Origin of the sequence: Haloprofundus salinisoli (genome assembly GCF_020097815.1) — an archaeon.
Lineage (GTDB): Archaea > Halobacteriota > Halobacteria > Halobacteriales > Haloferacaceae > Haloprofundus > Haloprofundus salinisoli.
In genome coordinates this window covers 1,566,457-1,585,920 of the sequence record NZ_CP083663.1, presented here as the reverse complement: position 1 = coordinate 1,585,920, position 19,464 = coordinate 1,566,457, and the positions used below count along the sequence as shown (strand labels likewise).

The following is a 19,464-nucleotide window of genomic DNA, read 5'->3' as shown; positions in this document are numbered from 1 at the left end:
CTGAAAAGTGTTTACATCGGTGGTCGCCCGACGAGGCGGTGAAACTCCCGGGCGTCCGAACGCTTAGGCGGGGAGGCATCGTCGGTGCGGGCATGGATATCCGACCCTTCACCGAGGAGTTTCTCCGCTTCGATACAACCGGCTGCCGCGAGGCGGCGGCGCAGTCGTGGTTCCGCGAGCGACTCGACGAGTTCGGCTTCGAGACCGTCGAGTGGACCGCCGACGCCGACCGTCTCGCCGAGCATCCATCGTTTCCGGACAGCCCCGCCGAGATAACGGTCGCCGACCGGCCGAGCGTCGCGGGCGTTCTGGAGTTCGGTGACCCCGACGCCGGACCGACGCTCGTACTGAACGGCCACGTCGACGTGGTTCCCGCCGAAGACGAACTGTGGGAGAGCGACCCCTTCGAACCGACGTGGAACGGTGACGATCTGACCGCCCGCGGGGCGGCGGACATGAAATCCGGCGTCGCCGCCTGCGTGTTCGCCGCACTCGACGTGCGCGACGCCGTCGACGCGGGCGAGTTCGACCTCGACGGCCGTATCGTCGTCGAGAGCGTCGGCGGCGAGGAGGAGGGCGGTATCGGGGCCGCCGCCGCGGTGCTCGACAACCCCTACTCGTTCGAGCGCGACGCCGCCGTCGTCGCCGAACCGACCGACCTGACCATCGTCACGGCGACGGAGGGGACGGTGATGAAGCGACTCCGTCTCACCGGCCGGTCGGCGCACGCGGCGACGCGGTGGGTCGGCGAATCCGTGCTCCCGCACTTCGAGCGGATTCGCCACGCGTTCGAAGACCTCGAAACCGAACGCGGCGAGCGGGTTCACCACCCGCTGTACGAGGAGTTCCCCGTTCCGTGGCCTCTCTGCATCGGCCGCGTCGAGGCCGGGTCGTGGGCGTCGTCGGTTCCGGCGTCACTGACGGCCGAGATTCGCATCGGCGTCGCCCCCGGCGAGACGGTGGACGAAGTAGAGGCGGAGTACGGGGAGCGCCTCGCGGAGGTGGTCGCGGAGAGCGAGTGGCTCACGGAACACCCGCCGTCGTTCGAGCGGTTCACCGTCCAGTTCGAGTCCGCCGAGATCGCCGCCGACGAACCGGTCGTTACGGCATTACAGGCGGCGATGGCCGACGCCGGTTTCGACGACACGGAGGTCCACGGCGCGACCTACGGCGCGGACTCGCGGCACTACGTCGAGGCCGGAATCCCGACCGTCGTCTTCGGTCCCGGGACGATAGAGCAGGCGCACTTCCCGAACGAGACGATTCACTGGCCGGACGTGGAGACGGCGCGGGAGACGATTGCGACGGCCGCACGGCGGTACCTCGGGGAGAACTGAGGGCGATTACTCCTCTCCGTCGCGGAGGTACGCGACGAGCGCGTCGCTCAGCACGTCGTCGGGCGACCGGTCCGAGAGCGACGCCCGGCGGCGGAGTTCGACGTACGCCTCCGGCGGAAGCGAGACGGAGAGGTGTCCCAGTTCGATTCCGTGGTCGCGGAGCGCCTCCTCGACGCTCTCGCCGTCGTTGACGGCGCTGGCGAGGCGTCGGACCTCGCGGACGGTGAGGTCACCGTCGAGCGTCGCCCACGCGAGCGCGAACCGCGCCTCGCCGGAGACGCGGGCGATGTGCTTCGCCGCGGTGGGCGCGATGTGGCCCAGCGCGACGTGTCGGCGAATCGACCGCGGGAGGTCGTGGACGCGCGCCCACTTGCGGATGAACGCGACGGAGACGTCACCGCCGGCCTCCTCGGCCGCCGCCTTGTACGACCCGACGCCGCGGACGAGCGCCGCACAGGCCGCGGCGCCGCGGAGCATGTAGACGTTGTCCGTGCTGCCGACGGACGAATCGGCGAACTGTCGGACCGTCTCCGCGGCGTGGGCGACGCTCTCGGGGTCGTCGGGGTTGAACCCGACGGCGTCGTGCGCCCGCTCGCCCGTCACCGCGGGGTCAGACCGGATGACCGGTTCGCCGACGGGCGAGGTGCGGTCGGCCTCTGACGGCGACACGTTCGGCGTCGGGTCGTCTCTCATCGACGGTCCGTTGGGCGGGGTCGGTCAAAAACGTCCCGTGCTCTGGTCGGCGGGGCGCGATACCGACAGGTCGGGATGTCGGCTACGAGCGGCCGTCGGCGGGACGCTGCGGGTCGGAGGGTTCGCGGTCAGTCGTCGGCGTTCTCGGCCGCCTTCGCCCGGCGCTCCGAGAGGTGCTCCCAGATTTCGGTACAGCCGGCACCGTCGTCGAGATCCGAGAGGTGGTCGTCGTCTTCGTCGGTCGGACGGTCGGTGTCGAGCGTCGCCTTTTCGGAGTGCGCCGGGTCACTCATCCACCGCATCGACCTCCTCGTACAGTTCGGGGGCGACGTCGGCGGACGCGTGTTCTCGATGGGTCGCGTCGGCGTAGAGATGCGTCACAGTACCCACTGAGAGCGGCGACCGAATAAGGCCGTCTTCGGTAGTAAACCGTGCCAGCACTCCCCGATACGGGAACCGATTGCCGCTACTCCGGACGGTCGAAACCAGGCAGTTCGACCGCCGTCCCTCGATTGTCCGCACATCCCTCGTCGTAGAGGTTCCGGATGCTTGCACCGACCGACGTAGACAGGTGTTCGGGGAACGAACGTCGGACAGTGACTGTCTCGCTCCGCATCCAAGACGACGGCGCGTGGCTCTCGGTCGACGACCAGCGACGCGTCGGCGTCGGCGAGCTGTGGCGCTTCTACGACCCCGGATTCTGCGACTGCGACCTCGCAGACGCGGTGGTCGAGAACCTCGTCGAACCCGGAGTCGACGGCCGAACGGTCGAGCTCCGGGCCGTCTCTCAGTGCATCGTCTGCGGGGAGAAGACGACGACCGGCTGGCTTCCGGTCGGCCGCGTCGTCGACGGTGAGTGGCGAGATGTCGACCGTGAGGGCCTGCTGCTGTCGAACGGGAGCCAGCGCCCGTAAGCCGGCAACGATATCCTCTTTCGGCGAGCACCGGGGATGGTTGACGGGGCAGCGAGTGGTTTAGGCGTGCGGGCGATAGGGACCTCCAATGCCGACCGACGTGGAGCGATGGAAGTCCGAGGTGTACGGTAACGAGATCCGGGAGCATCTGTTCGAGTTCGCCGAGAACGGGTGGGAGTCGATTCCCGAAGACGAGCGCGACGCCTGGTTCGAGCGCTTCAAGTGGTGGGGGCTGTACCACCAGCGAAACGGCCAGGAGAGCTACTTCATGATGCGCATCGGGACGCCCAACGGCGTGCTCGAACCGGGACAGGTCCGCGCCGTCGGCGAGATCGCCGACGAGTACGCCCGCGGTCCCGGCGTCAACCCCGAGTTCGGGGCGGCGTACGCCGACTTCACCACCCGGCAGTCCATCCAGCTCCACTGGATCCGCATCGAGGACATCCCGGCTATCTTCGAGAAACTCGACGAACACGGACTCTCCACGCAGCAGGCCTGCGGCGACTCCTGGCGGAACATCGTCGGCTGCCCCGTCGCCGGCAAGGACAAACACGAACACGTCGACGCGCTCCCCGTCGCGCTGGATCTCCACGAGACGTACAAAGGTCACGAGGACCACACGAACCTCCCGCGGAAGTGGAAGGTGTCGGTCACCGGCTGCCGCGAGGGCTGTGGCCAGGGCGACATTAACGACCTCGCCTACGAACCCGCAACCAAAGACGGCGAGAAAGGGTTCAACGTCCGTGTCGGCGGCGGTCTCGCCCGCAACGAACCGCGTTTGGCCCGCGGCCTCGACGTGTTCGTCACGCCCGAGCAGGCGGGCGAAGTCGGCGGCGCTATCTCCGCGCTGTTCCGCGACCACGGCGACCGCGAGAACCGCTACAACGCCCGCGTCAAGTTCCTGATGGACGAGTGGGGCCCCGAGAAGTTCCGCCGCGTCCTCCAGGAGGAGTACGTCGACTGGGAACTGCAGACGGCGGGCGAGGACCTCCGCGAGGAGTACTCGTACAACTCCGGCCACGCCAACGGCGGCCACTCCGACCACGTCGGCGTCCACGAGCAGAACGACGGTAACTACTACGTCGGATTGGACGTGCTAGTCGGCCGGATGGGTGCGGCGGACGTACTCGAACTCGCCGACCTCGCCGAGGAATACGGCTCCGGCGAGGTCCGCCTGACCCAGCGCCAGAACGCCATCGTCACCGACGTCCCCGAGGAGAACCTCGACGAGTTCCTCGCCGAGGAGCTCTTGGACAACTACTCGCCGGACCCGCATCCGTTCATGCGCGGCTCCATCGCCTGCACCGGCACGGAGTTCTGTTCGCTCTCCATCGTGGAGACGAAGAACCGGCAGGTGCGCTACGCGCGCTGGCTGAAGGAGAACGTCGAACTCCCCGACGGCGTCGAGGACTTCCACATCCACCTCTCGGGCTGCACGGCCTCCTGCGCGCAGCCGCAGATCGCAGACGTGAGCCTCCGCGGCATGAAGACGCGCAAGAACGGCGAGGCGGTCGAAGCGCTCGACATCGGCCTCGGCGGCGGCCTCGGCGAGAACCCGCAGTTCGCCGACTGGGTCGGTCAGCGCGTCCCCGCCGACGAGGTACCCGGCGCGATTAAGAATCTGCTCGCCAACTTCGAGGACGCCCGCGAGAGCGAGGAGACGTTCCGCGAGTTCGTCGAGCGCCTCGACGAGGAGGAGCTCGAAGCGCTCATCGAACCCGAGGAGACCGACTACGAGGACCCGATGATGCACAACACGAAGCTCACGTGGTACCCGTACGCCGACGAGGACGATATGGACGACAGCCCCGCGCCCGCGCACGCCGACGGAACGCCGATTGCGTCGGACGACTAGAACCGACCTTTTGCGCTGCGGGGCCGGCTTCGCCGCCCTCGGCAAAAGCTCTCTTCGCGGTTTCACCGCGAAGGCTTAGCAGACGCGAAGCGTCTGCTCTCGGACCAAAAGCACTCGTCGTTCGCTTCAGCCGCTTCGCGGCTTCCGTTCACTCCTCGGCCCGCTCGCTCCCTTCGGTCGCTCGCGTAGAGATACTTGTTGGCGGCTCTCTCGAAATCCTCAACCGATGAGGGGAACCATGTGCTGTATACAGAGGGTCATCTCTCATGGAGACTCGTTTATTCCGTCTACACAGCGTTGAACGAGCCGCGAAGTAACGTGTACGGATCACCGACTTATCCGGCCTGTGAAGGTGGTTGTACGGTGTGTTCGCAGCGGTTACGCCAATGAGCGACCCCACCGTTATCCGACTCGGTCACCTACTGTGAGGGATGGCAGACGACAGACAGAGCCGAGACGAGCAAGTAGGTGACGAGGAGCGACGCCAGTCAAAGCGGGAGACAGAGGAAGTACGTAACCGCGGCGGTGAAGACCGTGCAATGCGTGGTGACCTTGGTGGGCGACTTGGCGAACTTGATGAATCACTCGAAACCCACAGCTATCCAACTACAACGGACGAACTGGTCGAGACGTATGGTGATTACGAGATCGAAACACAGGGCGGGGAGGAATCCCTCGAGGAAGTGCTCGCTTCAACGGATAACCAACGGTACGACTCCGCCGACGACGTTCGAAGCCGGATACTGGGACTAATACATCGTTGATACAGACAGCCTAACACGCTCCGTATCACTTCAGATGAGGGCGGTTTCCGCACGAGCGAGATTCGTGTCCTCTATTCAGCAGCGACTCACTGTACTGATTCATATCCGACATGGATGCTATGACCGGCTTAGATGATGATTCGGAGTTCGATCAGATATCGAACAAGCTGTTGAGAACAAAGTAAGAGATGATGAGCCCCATGATGATGAGAATGGTTCCAAAGACACGGGCCCCAAATTTCTCTCCCGGTCCAACCTCCTCCGATTCGATAATATTCAGGTCACGTCCGCCTTGGAGTCTTGGATTAATGAACCCTGAAACGCCAATTCCGAGGAGTGTGAGTGCGAAGATCGAACTGATGATGACACCATAGTCTATCGTGGCCATACTAGTTCGAGTAATTGTGTGAGTCTGTTTTAATTACGCTTGTTGTGATGAGTCTCAGCGTCAAATTCACCCGAAGTTCGTTTTTTCACGCTCTACTACTCTTCTCCACAGCGAGATTTTCCGAGTGCTGCTGCTCTCTCACAGCGTCGTTATCGCCACCTCATCACCACGTCCGTGGTACCTGCGTTCGACTTCGACGTACCCCTCAGCTCGGCGACCGCGTGTTCGGTGAAGACGGCACGTCCTGTCCCTCATCGTTTTACTACCTCTATACTTTCCGCCTCTGGCAGCGCTCATAACAGATACGCGCGTTCTATCCAGCAAGACCGCTACAATCCATCACTTACAAAGGACTTCAATAAGGCTCGTTGGCTAATTTCGCCGTTGCCTTCGGAGAACACCCACCGAGTCGGACGTTCGTCGCTTCTCCGGCGACCCGTCACGTCCATTGTCGACCGCATACAAGGGCCAGTATGCCAGACCGACTGCTCCGCATCAACGCCTACACGACGTTCGACATGCTCGACGGCACCGCGACGGGCCACGAGTTCGAAGAGGAGGCGTTCGCCGTCCTCAACGTCACCGCGCCGCGGAAGAACCCCGACGCCGTGACGCTCGAACTCGAACTCGACAACACGCAACTGGAGCACCTCCCCGCGCACGCCGACCGGGTAACGCTCACCGCCGAACAGGCGCGAACGCTCGCCGGTGAGTTGGAGAAGTACGCCGACCGGGTCGACGCCGCGAGCGACGGCGAGTAGACGACCGTTTTCGAGCCTCCGCACTCGTCACCCCCAGACATCGAGTTGCGCTATGTGAACTCCACTCACGAATGAGTGCATGACTGTCACGCTACGAGAGCCCACGTTAGACATATAACCCTCGATATCGAAAATAGGTTCGAGGAAGTAAAGTATGTTTGCGAGATATCCTGACGTTCGTCATCCGACCGCCCCCCAAGCACGCCCCGGTTTCGAGGTTCCAGTCACGAATCACGCTGGCCGTCGGAACCCGGGGTGCACCGATGAGTAGCGACCGGACACTCTCGCTCTTCGTCGTCGCGTCGCTGTTTCTCGGCACCTCCTTCGTCGCCATAAAAGTCGGCGTGGCCGAGATTCCGCCGGTGCTGTTCGCCGCGCTTCGGTTCGACATCGGCGGCCTGCTGCTCCTTGGGTTCGTCGCCGCCGTCTACGACGACTGGGTTCCCCGGACGCGCAGCGACGCGCTCGCCATCCTCTCCAGCGGCGTCTTCGTCGTCGCCGTCAACAACGCGCTGTTGTTCGTCGGTCAGCAGGGGACAACCAGCGGCGCGGCCGCGGTGATGTACAGTTTACTCCCGCTGCTCTCGCCGCTTTTCGCCCTCGCGTTGCTGCGCGACGAACGTATCTCGTGGATCGGCGCGGTCGGTATCCTGCTCGGCCTCGTCGGCGTGCTGGTCATCGTTCAGCCGACATCCGCGATGCTCCGCTCGGGCGCGGAGGGGCAGGCACTCGTCGCCGTCGCCGCCGTCAGCATCGCGCTCGGGAGCGTGCTCATTCGCCGCGTGAAACCGCGTCTCGCGACGCTTCCCCTCTCCGCGTGGGCGTTCCTCTTCGGCGCGCTCTGTATCCACGCCGGGAGTCTCGCGCTCGGCGAGTCAGTCGCGATTGCATGGACGCCGAAACTGCTCGCCGCCGTCGCCTACGTCGGCGTCCTCGGAACCGGTGTCGCCTATGCCGCGTATTTCCTGCTCATCGAGCGCGCGGGGCCGATTCGCGCGAACCTCACCGCCTACGCCGTCCCCGCGGTGGCGACGCTCACCGGCTGGCTCGTGTTGGACGAGACGGTGGGCGAGACGACCGGTCTCGGCTTCGCCGTCATCCTCCTCGGGTTCGGGGTGCTCCAGCGCGAGCAGGTCGCCGACGCGCTCTCGCGGTTCGACGTACGGTTCGGCGGGAGAGGCGTCTACGAGGCGTACGAGAGCCTCGACGGGTACGACGCGTCCCCGGTCGACCACGGCGGCAGCGACGACTGATCCGCTTTTTTCTACGTTACTCTGATTTCCAGGCGTCGCTCTCGGCGCGCTCGCGCCACTCCGTCTGCTGGCGGCGCTCGGTCACGTGATCGAGTCCGTCGACGAGTTCGTCGCGGACCTCGGCCTCGTAGTCGGTTATCCCCTCGAGGAAACTTCGCCGGAAGTCGCCGACGATCTCGTACGACCAACGGTCGTCGAGCGCCCCTGAGGGGAGGTGTCGGTCCCGGAGTTCGTCCGCGAGCTCCTCGTGGCCCGCCGCCCGGAGCTGTTCTTCGGCGTCGGCCATCCGGTCCATCGCGTGCCCGAGGTGGTGGTGGAAGTCGAGAAGTGCCCCGTAGCCGCGATAGACGTACTCGATAGCGAGTTGGAACTCGTGCAGCGCTTGTCGCTCCGTTTCAGAGATATCCTCGTCGATGTCGCCTGCGTGTGGCATACCGAAGGTACGGCGAAACGGGGCAAAGCCCTTGGGTCGACCAGTTCGGCCGGGACTCGCAGACGATGTCGGCACGAAGCTATTTCAGAGATTCGCACGCAGAGGGAACATGGCCGACTCCACCGTCTACGACGAATCGGACGCCGACCTCGACGCGCTGACCGGGCGCACCGTCGCTATCATCGGCTACGGCAACCAGGGGCGGGCCCAGGCGAAGAACCTCCGCGACGCGGGCGTCGAGGACATCGTCGTCGGCAACCGCAAAGACGCCTCCTGGGAGGAAGCCCAGGAGGACGGGTTCCCCGTCTACGAGACCGGAGAGGCCGTCTCCATTGCGAGCGTCGTCTTCCTGCTCGTCCCCGACGAGGTCGCCCCCGCCGTCTACGAGGAGCACATCGAACCGAATCTCGAAGCGGGCGACGTGCTCAACTTCGCCTCCGGCTACAACGTCACCTACGAGTACATCACGCCGCCCGACGACGTCGACGTGGTGATGGTCGCGCCACGGATGGTCGGCGCGATGGTCCGCGAACTGTACGTCGACGGCCGCGGCGCGCCCGCCTTCCTCGCCGTCGAACGGGACGCCTCTGGCGAGGCGCTCGACGTGGCGCTGGCCATCGCCCACGGCATCGGCGCGACCCGCTCGGGCGTCATCGAGGGTGACTTCGAGACGGAGACGAAACTCGACCTCTTGACCGAGCAAGGTCTGATTCCGGTCATCGCCAACGCGCTCATCGCCAAGTGGGAAGTCGAACGCGAGGCGGGCGCGCCCCCCGAGGCCATCCTGATGGAGCAGTATCTCTCGCAGGAACTGAGCCACATCTTCCGGAAGGCGGCGACGATGGGGATAGTCGAGCAGATGCCGCTGCACTCGATGACGAGCCAGTACGGTCAGTTAGCGGGCATCGACGAGTTCGACCGCGAACCGCTCCGGGAGTTCATGCGCGAGAAGATGGGCGAGATCGACGACGGTTCGTTCGCGACGGAGTGGACGCTGCAACAGCAGGCGGGCTACCCGAAGCTCAAGCGCCTCTACAAGAAGTACCGCGGTCACGAGATGATCGAAGCCGAGCAGACGACCATCGACGAGTTCGGCCTCGACGAGCTCGACGAGGCGGGCGACGCGGACGCGAGCGACGCCGCCGAAGCCGACGAGTCCACCGACTGAACCGACCGGCGAATACGACCGCGCTCCAACGTTCTTTGCGGTCGAAGCCGTACGGAGAGCCATGGCGAGAGGCGACTGGACGGCCGCGGACATGCCTCGACTCGACGGACAGACGGTGGTCGTCACCGGCGCGAACAGCGGTCTCGGCTATCACGCGACGCGGGCGTTCGCCCACAGCGGCGCGCACGTCGTCATGGCGTGTCGAGATATGAAACGCGGCGAAGAGGCCCGGGTCGAACTCGCTGCGAACCGGCCGAGCGGTGCGCTCGAACTCCAGAAACTCGACTTGGCCGACCTGAGCTCGGTGCGGACGTTTGCCGAGACGTTTTCGGACGTCCACGACCGACTCGACGTGCTCTGCAACAACGCGGGCGTGATGGCGATTCCGCGAAGCGAGACCGAAGACGGCTTCGAGACGCAGTTCGGCGTCAACCACCTCGGTCACTTCGCGCTCACAGGGTTGCTCCTCGACCAGATGACCGGCGAGGACGCGCGCGTCGTCACCCAGAGCAGCGGCGTCCACGAGGCCGGCGAGATCGAGTTCGACGACATCCAGAGCGAGGAGTCGTACGACGAGTGGGGCGCGTACGCCCAGAGCAAACTGGCGAACCTCCTCTTCGCGTACGAACTCCAGCGGCGACTCGACGACGCCGGAGTCGAGCACGTCCGAAGCATCGGCTGCCACCCCGGCTACGCGGCGACGAACCTCCAGTACCGTCAACCGGAAGCGGAGGGGTCGACGGTGCGGAAGGCGGCGATGGGCGTCGCCAACGCCGTCCTCGCGCAGTCCGCCGCCTGGGGCGCGTTGCCGATGCTGTACGCGGCGACAGAAGACGTCCCCGGCGGAGGCTACGTCGGCCCGGGTGGCCTCATGAACATCCGCGGACATCCCGCGGTCCAGGAGTCGAGCGAGCGGTCGTACGACGAGGTGACCGCGGGGCGACTCTGGCAGGTCTCCGAGGAGCTCACCGGCGTCGAGTACGACTTCGAGTTGTTTTCGACCACCTTCGGCGAGGGGTGACCGGCAGGGACCCGGGCGCGGCCACGAGATACAACGTCCGTCGAATCGTCTACGGTTCGGCCGTCGAATCATCGTGGAATTGTGATTATATCGGTGAAAATCTGGAAAGATTGATATACTTTGGCGTGGACTAATCTGTATGGCTCGACGGCACTCTCGGCTGCGAGGGTTCTGTCCCTGCTGCGGGTTTCGGACGCTGAGCCGCGGCGAACGCGGGTCGTACGACGCCTGTGAAATCTGCGCGTGGACCGACGACCCCGAGCAGTTCGACTCGGTGACCGTGACTCGCGGCGAGAACCCCGACGCGCTCGTCGACGCGTGGCAGAACGTCAGACGGTTCGGCTGGGCGGGACGCGGACAGCGCCCCGAAAGCCTGCGAGAACCGACGGCGCGCGATCAACGCGACCCCGAGTGGCCGTATCGGGAAGCGCAGTAGCCCGGAAACGGCGCGTCGGCCCCAACCGCTACTGACACGTACGTAACCGGGTGACGCTCGCGTCAGCGAGTGTATTTCCGTTATCAGCGACTAGAGTGGCACATGAGCGACAACCAGCCGACGACAGAGCTCGAAGTCACCGCCGACCTGCCGGATGCGCCGTTTCACACCGCCGGCGTCGACCACATCACCTTCATCGGTAGCAACGTCGAGGACACCGTCGCGTTCTACCGCGACGTTCTCGGCATGCCGCTGGTGCTGAAACAGCCGAACCTCGACGCGCCGCACGTCACCCACCTGTTCTTCGACACAGGCGACGGTCGGATGCTGACGTTCTTCGTCGAGGAGGGGCGGCAGTCGAACCGCGGCCCGCAGCGCACGCCGCTGGGCGGCGTCCACCACGTCGCCTTCCAGTTCGAACCGGGACGCATCGAGGAGATAAAGCGGGCCTTGGAGGAGCGCGGCCACCACTACAACGAGTTCGACCGCGGTATCTTCCACTCGCTGTACACCACCGACCACAACGGGTTCGTCATCGAACTCTCCACCGACAAGTTCGAGATTCCCGACGAACACCGCGGCGAGGTGCTGGCGCTGGCGCAGAAAAAACGCGTCGAGGAGGGCGCGGAGTACGCCGAGGGCAAGCATCTGAAGGAAGCGCTTGAGGAACTCGGCCTGCCGGTCGAAGAGGCGAATCTCCCCGACGCCGACTCCGGCGCGGGCGGACTGTAAACCGAGTTTCGGCCGACTCGCGTCGTCAGCTCGCGCGGTTCAAACGTGTACCGTCTCGCCGAGCTCCGGCGCACTGGCGTCGTAGCCGTCTTCTCGTAGCTCCGCGGCGAACGCTTCGCAGCGGTCGCCGTGATTGACGAGCGCTCTCGCCCCTCGGTACTCGTCCAGAAACGAGCGGAGGCCGTCGGCGTCGGCGTGCGCCGAGAAGTCGTACGCCTCGGCCTGCGCGGCGACGGGGACGACGCCGCCGTTCAGTTCGCAACGTCCGCGTTCGAGCAGTTGGCGGCCGGGCGTCCCCTCGACCTGATACCCGGTCATGGTTATCTTGTTCACCGGGTCGGTCCGAATCTCGGGGATGTACGTCATCGCGGGACCGCCCGAGAGCATCCCCGAGGTGGTGATGATGACTGTGTTCTTGCGGGCGATACGCTTGCGTTGGCCGTCGCGGCCGGTGACGAAGCGCGCGTTCGACACCGCTCGCTTGAGCGCGTCGGCGTCGCGGACGAACTCCGGGTAGCTACGGAGCATCCGCGTGACGCGCTGTCCCATCCCGTCAACGTAGCAGTCGATGTCGTGGGCCGCGCAGACGAGCATCAGTTCCTGCGTGCGGCCGATGGCGAACGCCGGGACCACCACGGTGCCGCCCTCCCAGAGCGTGGTCCGCACCGACTCGACGAAACGTCGCTCGACGTCGGCGCGGTGGTCGTGTTCGACGTCCGAGTACGTGCTCTCGCAGACGACGACGTCGGCGTCGGGGCGGGCGGTCGATCCCGAGACGAGGCGCTGTCCGCGAATCGACTCGCCGAGTCGATTCGCGCGGCTCGCGGAAGCGAAGCTTCCGCGGGGGGAGTCGGTGTGGAAGTCGCCCGTGTAGAGCAGCCGCGTCTCGCCGTCGTCCACGAGGACGTGCGCGCTACCGGGGATGTGACCCGCGTTGTAGAACGTCACCTCGTGCCCCGCGGCCTCGAACGTCTCGCGGTAGCCGTGGGTCTCGGCGACTTCGGTGACGCGCTTGAGATCGTTCTCGGTGAACGGACAACTGTAGGTGCCGCCGTGGAGTTTGAGCATGTCGCGCGCGAGCGTCATCGCCAGTTCGTACGTCGGCGGCGTCCAGTGGAGAGGCGGGCGGGCGTCGCCCGACAGGAGGGTGGGAATCGCACCGACGTGGTCGAGGTGACCGTGAGAGACGACGACGGCATCGGGGTCGACCGACCCGACGGGAAACTGCGGGGGGTTACCCGTCAGCATCCCGTAGTCGAGGAGGAGGCGGTCGTTGACGAGGATGGCGCTGCGGCCCACCTCGCGCGCGCCGCCGAGAAACTGGAGTTTCACTGGCGTCGCTAGCCGATAGGACGGTTTGGGTCCGTCGGTTCCGCTCGGAGGCGGCCGAACTACGAAGCGACTCTCGCCGACGATCCGCCCGACAGGGGTATTTTGTCCGGTTCGGACGTAGAACAGGCGTGCACACCCTCGGCGCCGCGTTGTTCGACCTCGACGGGACGCTCTGTCGGCAGGACCAGGACGGTGAGACCATCTACTACGGAGCGTTCGAGCGGGCGGATATCGACCCGTTCGGCGAACCGGCGGACCTCTGGGCGGCGCTGGACGGGCCGCCGCACCCCGGCGACCAGCTGGGATATCTCGCCAGCGGGTTCACCGTCGTCGCTGCGCGGTACGGCCGCCAGTCCGCCAACGCGTTGACCCGCGCTTTCTCGACGTCGTCGATTACTCGAGGGTGTCGTTTCAGCCCGGAGCCACGACGGCGCTGCGGCGAGCGCGGGAGGCGGGCCCGGTCGGCCTCGTGACGAACGGCCCCGAGTCGCGGCAGTCGGTCAAACTGTCGTCGCTCGACCTCCGCGACGCGTTCGACGTCGTCGTCTACGCGGGCGACATGCCGCGGCGGAAACCGCACCGCGAACCGTTCGACGCCGCCGTCGAGGCGCTCGGCGTCGCGCCCGAGTCGACGCCGTCGAGTTCCACAACGGCCGACTCCGCGACCGGCTGAACGGAAAGTAGTGTGATTTCTGATAGTACTGCCAGACAGTTAACAGAAGGCTTACAACGTCAAAATCGCAGATACGGCCGTGGATTCCGACGATTTAGACAGCTATTTGATTCGAAATCGAGCTGCCGCCTCAGCCGGAGGTGCCATGCGTGGGTGACCGAGAGTCGGCAGACGACGCGTCGTCTACCGTCGCCGGCGTCTGTCCCGTCGACGACTGCGGGGAGTCGTTCGTCGGCGTCTCCGTCGCGGCGCTCCGAAGACACGTCATCGACGCGCACGGCTACCTAGCGCTGATAGAGACGCCCGGCCTGACGCTCGTTCCTGAACAACCGCGCTCGCGGCGACAGCGCGACTGAGTGCGCCGAATCGACGACAGAAATCCGACCGCGTCGGCGACTGCTACTCCTTCGGAATCCGTCGCACCTGAAACGGTTCGTAGTCGCCGTAGGCGGCTTCGAGCGCCCCCATCCACCAGTTCCACCGGCTCGCGACGCTCTCGTCGGGCGCGTCCGAGAGGTTGTCGACGATCTCGTCGACGGTGAGCGGAACGCCCCTCTCCGCCTCCGTTTTTCCCGCATCCGCGAGGTCACTGGCCTGTCTGACGACGACGCGTCGTTCGGCGTCGGTGCCCGAAAACTCGCGGCGAAGCGCCGCGTCGAGTTCGTCGAGGTTCACGCTCTGACGTTTGCGCGCGAGCCACAAAACGCTGTGCGGGCCGCGTGACGCTCACGCCCGCCACGCGGCGAACAACAACAGTGCCGCGAACAGACCGAGAATACAGACGGCGTAGACGGAGAGTCGCGGGTCGGCGACGACGAACACGACGAACATCGTCACGCCGAGAAACAGCAGGCCCAGCGCCGCGGCGGCGACTCGAACCGCCGGATCGGACGCGGCGTCCTCGCCCGCTGCGGTTCGAATCTCGTCGAGCGTAGTCCGGATCGCAGGAAACGACGACGCCGGGAAGACGAGGAGTCGCGGCGCATCGAACGCCACGTCGTCGTACTGCAGCCAACAGACGACGTACACGCCGATGCGGAGCGAGCGCAGTTCCGAGAGCGACGACAGGTCGTGTCGCCGTTCGGCTCCGGCGGCCGGGCGAGCGAACGTCGCCGACGCGGCGTCGAGGCTGCCCTCGGTGTGTCGTGCCCTGTCGAAAACGTACAGACCGACGAGCGCAATGCCGTAGACGACCGGTAACAGCGGGTGCAACAGCGCCGTCGAGAGGACGACGCCGCCGACGAGGGTCGCCGCCGTCACGCCCGGCAACGAGAGCGTCTCGACGCCCGGAAACAGCGACGCCACCGACTCGCTTCCCTCGACGCCGACAGCGGCCGCCAGATACAGCAGCGACGTCGGACCACCGACGAACACCAGTACGGAGAACAGCCAGCCGTACCCGAAACCGTCGCCGGACGCGCCGAACGCGAGATACGCCGCACTGGCCGCCACGAGCGAGAAGAACGCGACGGAGAGGCCGACTAACCCGTGTTTGGCGAGTTGGTCGAGTTCGCCGTCGGGGACGTCGCGCCACTCGACGCGGTGGCCGTCGTCGCAGTCGTCGTGGGGCGACGGCACCGAGAGGGAGACCGTACTCCGTGGGGAGGGGACCGGGGCCATACCGTCTGTTTAGAGGGGGGTGAAATGATTGTATCGGCTACTGGCATTACCACCGCGAAACAAACAGGAACAGCGAGGCGAAGAGCGAAATCAACACGGAGAACCCGAGCGGGACGGCCTCGACGGGCGTCAGTGCGACACCGACGCCGAGAACGAACAGGCCGAATCCCGTCAGCACCACGCGCTCGGCGGGTCCGATGCCGCCGGCGTCGTAGCTCTCGTACTCATCCTCTCCGTCTTATCGCGTCACTCCCACCAGTTACTGCGTCGTTCGTTGTAACCGGCGTCACGGAACGGTTCCGGCTTGTCGGCGGGGTCCTCCGCGCCGAGGCCGTACGTGGCGAACCACGCGCCGACGTGCCAGCCGATGGCGTCGCTATCGAGTTCGACGAGCGTGATATCGAGGTGTTCGTACTCCTCTATCGCGCCGTCACCGTCGGGGTCCGGCCCCGACGACACCGCGCACGAACCGGGGCCGTCGCCGCAGGCGGAGCCGTCGGCGAACCGGATTCTCACGTCGGCGTCCTCCGGCGAGTCGACGTACTCGAACGTCAGGTTGCCGGGAACGTTCTCGTCGGCTCCTTCCTCGTAGTAGTCGAAAGTGTGGCGAATCTGCTCGCGAGCGGCCTCGGGGTCGGAGGCGTTGTCGGGGTCGGCGTAAACGGTGAAGTGGGGGTCGGGCCACGGGAACGCCCGCTCGGTGGCGTTCGGTTGCGGTTCGGTGTGCAGCACCGACGAGGCGGCCATCACGTCCGTCGGTTCGTCGTCGTGATTCAGCCCGAGCGTGTGGCCGAGTTCGTGACGCAACACGAGTTCCGTCGACTCGTCGGAGAGACCGGTTCGGACCGAGACGGTCTCGGGACGTTGAATCTGTCGCGAGTCGGTGATGTGCGGCGCACAGCCAGCGGCGTGGGTCACGTTGTTACAGTTCGGCACCTCGGCGACGAACCGAACGACGATGTCGGGGTTCTCCGCGTCGGGGACGACCCGGTAAGCGACGTCGAAACCGGCGTACTCGCGGGCGTTCTGCTCCCAGTACTCCGTCGCCTCGCGGACCAGCGGCGTGAACTCGCGGTCGGGTTCGTCGCGGTTCTCTATGGCGACGACGATGGGGTCGTCGCCCCACGGGTTGGGTCCGGTGCTGGCGGCCGCACCGTCGTGGTCGGTGGAGGTAGACGAACTGCTCGGAAGAGGCACGTCCGACGACCCGCCGCCGTCGGCGAGCGACCCCAGACACCCCGCGACGAGGAGGAGGGCGACGACAGCGAGCGTCGGCAGTCGAGACGACATGCGAAGAGGTGCTTCGGGAGAACGTATGAGCGTTGCGAACGTTCGGACGGTCGAAGAGTCGGGGTTCAGTCGTCGGTCCGAGCGGCGACCGCCTCGGGCGCGCTGTCCTCGGGTTCGACGCCCGCGAGCCGGAGCGCGTTGCCCGTGACGCCGAGGCTCATCCCCATGTCGCCGATGACGACGGCGTGGATGACCTGCACGACGCCCAGCGGGGCGCCGACGGCCAAGATGGCTTTGACGGCCAGCGAACTCCAGATGTTCTGGCGGATGACGCGCCCGGCGCGCGTCGAGAGGTCGTAGAGGTACGGCATCCGCGAGAGGTCGTCGCCCATCAGCGCCACGTCGGCCGTTTCGAGCGCCGTGTCGGTGCCGGCCGCGCCCATGGCGATACCGACGGTGGCGGTGGCGAGCGCGGGCGCGTCGTTGACGCCGTCGCCGACCATGGCGACGTGTTCGTACTCCTCGCGCAGCGCCTCGACGGCCTCGACTTTCTGTTCGGGCAGGAGGTCCGCGCGGACGTCGTCGACGCCGACCTGCTCGCCGATGACGCGAGCGGTGTGTTCGTTGTCGCCGGTGAGCATCACGACGCGCTCGACGCCGAGTTCGTGGAGGCGGTCGACGGCGCGCTCGGCCTCGGGGCGGACGGTGTCGGCGATGGCGACAACGCCCTCCAGTTCGTCTTCGGTGCCGACGACGATGACCGTCTTCCCCTCCGATTGGAGGCGCGGAATCGTCTCGTTGACGAGGTCGAGATACGTGCCGTGATGGCAGTCTTTCGTCTCGGACTCCTCGCCCTCGCTCACGACCCCCCCGTCCGTCTCGACGTGGGCGTGTTCGAGGTCGAACCCGAGGTCGGCGAACAGACCGGGCTTTCCGGCGTAGTGGGTGCGGCCGTCGAGGTCGGCCTTCACGCCCTTTCCGGTGATGGACTCGAAGCTCTCGACGTTGCGGTCTTCGACCCCTTCGCGTTCGGCGTGGTCGACGATGGCCGCCGCGATGGGGTGTTCGCTGCGCTGTTCGATAGCGCGGGCGCAGCGGAGTACTCCGGTCTCGTCGTTGCCGTTGAGCGCGATGACGTCGGTGACGCCGAGTTCGCCCGTCGTGAGCGTTCCCGTCTTGTCGAAGGCGACGGCGCGGACGCGACCCATCGCTTCGAGGTGCTGACCGCCCTTGATGAGCACGCCGTTTCGCGCGGCGCTCGTGATACCGGAGACGACGGAGACGGGCGTCGAGATGACGAACGCGCAGGGGCAGGCGATGACCAGAAGCGTCAGCCCGCGGGTGAACGCCTCGGTCCACGCGACGCCGAAGACGAACGGCGAGGCCACCGTCGTGACGATGGCGGCGGCGACGACGACCGGCGTGTAATAGTTGGCAAATCGGTCGACGAACTGCTCGCTTTCGGTCTGGCCGCGCTGTGCGTCCTCGACCATCTCGATGACTTTCGAGAGCGTCGACTCGTCGGCGGTGGCGGTCGTCTCCACCTCCAGATAACCTTCGGCGGTGATGCTGCCGGCGAACACCTCGTCACCGGGCGACTTGTCCACGGGAACCGACTCGCCGGTGATGGGCGACTCGTCGACGGCGCTCTGGCCGTCCGTGACGGTGCCGTCGAGCGGCACCTTCTCGCCCGGGCGGACGACGACAGCCTCGCCGACGGTCACCTCTTCGACGGGGACGGTGAGCTCCTCGCCGTCTCTCAGAACGGTCGCCGTATCCGGTGACAGCTCCATCAGCGTCTCCAGCGAGTTGCGCGCGCGATCCATCGAGTAGCGTTCGAGCAGTTCGGCGACGCTAAACAGTACCGCGAGCGTCGCCGCCTCGAACGGCAAACCGACGAGCACCGCCCCGACGATGCCGGTCCCCATGAGGAAGTCGATGTCGAGGCTGCGGTTCTTCGCTGAGTAGTAGCCGTTGCGGACGATTTCCTGCCCGGCGACGGCAGCCGCACCGAGGAAGAACAGCCACGCGACGGTCACCTCGTAGACGAACGTGAACAGCGTCGCGTCGAGTCCCGTCGGCAGTATCCACTCGAAGAGGATGCCGCCGAAAAGCAGGACCGCCCCGGTCCACGTCTTGAGCGCGCGAGGGCTCCGCCAGATGGACACCGTCGAGTCCGTCGTCTCCTCGACGGCGTAGCCCGCGGACTCGACTGCGGCGACGAGGCCGCCGCGCGAGACGCGCTCGGGGTCGTACGTCACCTCGACGCGACCGGTCGTCGGTTGCGTCTCGACGGCGACGATTCCGGGCGTCGATTTCAGCGCGTTGTCGACTTTCCCCGCGCAGGAGGGACAGTCCATCTCGGGGACGAGAAGCGTCTCCTGCGCGGTCGTTTCGACGGCGTACCCCGCCGCCTCGACGCGGTCTCTGACCGCCTCGGAGGTCGTTCGTTCGGGGTCGTAATCGACGAGCAGCGTGCCGGTGGTCGGCTGCGTGTCGATGCGCTCGATACCGCCGAGCGTCTCGACGCTCCGCTCGACCTTCCCGGCGCAGGAAGGGCAGTCCATCTCGGGGACCGAGAGGCGGAGATTCGTCTCGCCGCCGTCGGCGTCACCACGGCTCGAAGAAGAGGCGTCGTGGCGGTGTGGCGAGTCGAGACTCTGGTCGTGGTGGTCGTGACCGTGACCAGCCGACGACCCCGAGTCCGAATCGGCCTCGTGGTCGTGCGCCGAGCAACACCCACAGTCGTCGGTGTCGTTCGGGCGTGAATCGGTCATCGACCCGAAGTAGTCGGCCGAGGCTTATTAATCGAACTACCAGCATCGGCGGTTGGTTTACGTCGAGACTATTACTG

The 19,464-nt window shown here is 66.1% G+C and carries 21 protein-coding genes and 1 pseudogene; 12 read left to right on the top strand and 10 right to left on the bottom strand.

The window, feature by feature from the left end; translation table 11 throughout:
- The first annotated feature begins 92 nt into the window (after window positions 1-92).
- Complete coding sequence (locus LAQ73_RS08435; protein ID WP_224267842.1) at window positions 93-1,337, top strand: M20/M25/M40 family metallo-hydrolase; 1,245 nt, start codon at window positions 93-95, stop codon at window positions 1,335-1,337.
- Between the two features lie 6 nt (window positions 1,338-1,343).
- Here LAQ73_RS08435 and LAQ73_RS08430 read toward each other — a convergent pair whose 3' ends face one another.
- Both LAQ73_RS08430 and LAQ73_RS08425 read right to left on the bottom strand, forming a co-directional pair.
- Complete coding sequence (locus tag LAQ73_RS08430; protein WP_224267841.1) at window positions 1,344-2,030, bottom strand: DUF7119 family protein; 687 nt, start codon at window positions 2,028-2,030, stop codon at window positions 1,344-1,346.
- A 128-nt stretch (window positions 2,031-2,158) separates the two neighbouring features.
- Window positions 2,159-2,323, bottom strand: coding sequence for a hypothetical protein (locus LAQ73_RS08425; protein WP_224267840.1), 165 nt, complete (start codon window positions 2,321-2,323; stop codon window positions 2,159-2,161).
- A 303-nt stretch (window positions 2,324-2,626) separates the two neighbouring features.
- Between LAQ73_RS08425 and LAQ73_RS08420 the strand changes: the two genes are divergently transcribed.
- The 3 genes from LAQ73_RS08420 (at window position 2,627) to LAQ73_RS08410 (ending at window position 5,563) form a co-directional block, all read left to right on the top strand.
- On the top strand, window positions 2,627-2,944 hold the full coding sequence (locus LAQ73_RS08420) for a DUF8134 family protein (protein ID WP_224267839.1): 318 nt from the start codon (window positions 2,627-2,629) through the stop codon (window positions 2,942-2,944).
- An 88-nt stretch (window positions 2,945-3,032) separates the two neighbouring features.
- Window positions 3,033-4,799: a nitrite/sulfite reductase gene (locus LAQ73_RS08415; protein WP_224267838.1), complete on the top strand. Its 1,767-nt coding sequence runs from the start codon at window positions 3,033-3,035 to the stop codon at window positions 4,797-4,799.
- A gap of 431 nt (window positions 4,800-5,230) precedes the next feature.
- Window positions 5,231-5,563, top strand: a complete 333-nt coding sequence (locus LAQ73_RS08410; protein WP_224267837.1) for a DUF5789 family protein — start codon at window positions 5,231-5,233, stop codon at window positions 5,561-5,563.
- Between the two features lie 151 nt (window positions 5,564-5,714).
- Here LAQ73_RS08410 and LAQ73_RS08405 read toward each other — a convergent pair whose 3' ends face one another.
- The gene (locus LAQ73_RS08405; protein ID WP_224267836.1) at window positions 5,715-5,951 is read right to left on the bottom strand and encodes a hypothetical protein; all 237 of its coding nucleotides are present in this window, start codon (window positions 5,949-5,951) and stop codon (window positions 5,715-5,717) included.
- Between the two features lie 473 nt (window positions 5,952-6,424).
- On the opposite strand from LAQ73_RS08405, the gene LAQ73_RS08400 reads away from it, so the two are divergent.
- Together LAQ73_RS08400 and LAQ73_RS08395 are read left to right on the top strand one after the other, a co-directional pair.
- Complete coding sequence (locus tag LAQ73_RS08400) at window positions 6,425-6,712, top strand: DUF6360 family protein (RefSeq protein WP_224267835.1); 288 nt, start codon at window positions 6,425-6,427, stop codon at window positions 6,710-6,712.
- 263 nt (window positions 6,713-6,975) lie between these two features.
- On the top strand, window positions 6,976-7,965 hold the full coding sequence (locus LAQ73_RS08395) for a DMT family transporter (protein WP_224267834.1): 990 nt from the start codon (window positions 6,976-6,978) through the stop codon (window positions 7,963-7,965).
- Window positions 7,966-7,981: 16 nt separating this feature from the next.
- Here LAQ73_RS08395 and LAQ73_RS08390 read toward each other — a convergent pair whose 3' ends face one another.
- Entirely contained in the window at window positions 7,982-8,398 is a 417-nt protein-coding gene (locus LAQ73_RS08390) for a hypothetical protein (RefSeq protein ID WP_224267833.1), read from the bottom strand.
- 109 nt (window positions 8,399-8,507) lie between these two features.
- On the opposite strand from LAQ73_RS08390, the gene ilvC reads away from it, so the two are divergent.
- The 4 genes from ilvC (at window position 8,508) to LAQ73_RS08370 (ending at window position 11,755) form a co-directional block, all read left to right on the top strand.
- Window positions 8,508-9,566: a ketol-acid reductoisomerase gene (gene ilvC / locus LAQ73_RS08385; RefSeq protein WP_224267832.1), complete on the top strand. Its 1,059-nt coding sequence runs from the start codon at window positions 8,508-8,510 to the stop codon at window positions 9,564-9,566.
- 61 nt (window positions 9,567-9,627) lie between these two features.
- A complete protein-coding gene (locus LAQ73_RS08380) occupies window positions 9,628-10,587 on the top strand; it encodes an oxidoreductase (protein WP_224267831.1) in 960 nt (319 codons plus the stop codon).
- 139 nt (window positions 10,588-10,726) lie between these two features.
- Window positions 10,727-11,023, top strand: a complete 297-nt coding sequence (locus LAQ73_RS08375; protein WP_224267830.1) for a CPCC family cysteine-rich protein — start codon at window positions 10,727-10,729, stop codon at window positions 11,021-11,023.
- Between the two features lie 102 nt (window positions 11,024-11,125).
- Window positions 11,126-11,755: a VOC family protein gene (locus LAQ73_RS08370; protein ID WP_224267829.1), complete on the top strand. Its 630-nt coding sequence runs from the start codon at window positions 11,126-11,128 to the stop codon at window positions 11,753-11,755.
- 39 nt (window positions 11,756-11,794) lie between these two features.
- Here the strand turns inward: LAQ73_RS08370 and LAQ73_RS08365 are convergent, their stop codons facing one another.
- Window positions 11,795-13,087 carry an MBL fold metallo-hydrolase gene (locus LAQ73_RS08365; protein WP_224267828.1) on the bottom strand — a complete coding sequence of 431 codons (1,293 nt, stop codon included), beginning with the start codon at window positions 13,085-13,087 and terminating at the stop codon, window positions 11,795-11,797.
- A gap of 128 nt (window positions 13,088-13,215) precedes the next feature.
- Here LAQ73_RS08365 and LAQ73_RS08360 point away from each other — a divergent pair.
- Both LAQ73_RS08360 and LAQ73_RS08350 read left to right on the top strand, forming a co-directional pair.
- A pseudogene (locus LAQ73_RS08360) lies at window positions 13,216-13,700 on the top strand (HAD family hydrolase); the annotation flags it as partial.
- A gap of 209 nt (window positions 13,701-13,909) precedes the next feature.
- The gene (locus LAQ73_RS08350; RefSeq protein WP_224267825.1) at window positions 13,910-14,116 is read left to right on the top strand and encodes a hypothetical protein; all 207 of its coding nucleotides are present in this window, start codon (window positions 13,910-13,912) and stop codon (window positions 14,114-14,116) included.
- 43 nt (window positions 14,117-14,159) lie between these two features.
- Here LAQ73_RS08350 and LAQ73_RS08345 read toward each other — a convergent pair whose 3' ends face one another.
- The 5 genes from LAQ73_RS08345 to LAQ73_RS08330 form a co-directional block, all read right to left on the bottom strand.
- The gene (locus LAQ73_RS08345; RefSeq protein WP_224267824.1) at window positions 14,160-14,435 is read right to left on the bottom strand and encodes a WNWW family protein; all 276 of its coding nucleotides are present in this window, start codon (window positions 14,433-14,435) and stop codon (window positions 14,160-14,162) included.
- Between the two features lie 51 nt (window positions 14,436-14,486).
- On the bottom strand, window positions 14,487-15,380 hold the full coding sequence (locus tag LAQ73_RS08340) for a hypothetical protein (RefSeq protein WP_224267823.1): 894 nt from the start codon (window positions 15,378-15,380) through the stop codon (window positions 14,487-14,489).
- 46 nt (window positions 15,381-15,426) lie between these two features.
- Window positions 15,427-15,561, bottom strand: a complete 135-nt coding sequence (locus LAQ73_RS17620) for a hypothetical protein (RefSeq protein ID WP_255634711.1) — start codon at window positions 15,559-15,561, stop codon at window positions 15,427-15,429.
- A 65-nt stretch (window positions 15,562-15,626) separates the two neighbouring features.
- A complete protein-coding gene (locus LAQ73_RS08335; protein WP_224267822.1) occupies window positions 15,627-16,670 on the bottom strand; it encodes a matrixin family metalloprotease in 1,044 nt (347 codons plus the stop codon).
- A gap of 65 nt (window positions 16,671-16,735) precedes the next feature.
- Window positions 16,736-19,387, bottom strand: coding sequence for a heavy metal translocating P-type ATPase (locus LAQ73_RS08330; protein WP_224267821.1), 2,652 nt, complete (start codon window positions 19,385-19,387; stop codon window positions 16,736-16,738).
- Between the last annotated feature and the right edge of the window lie 77 nt (window positions 19,388-19,464).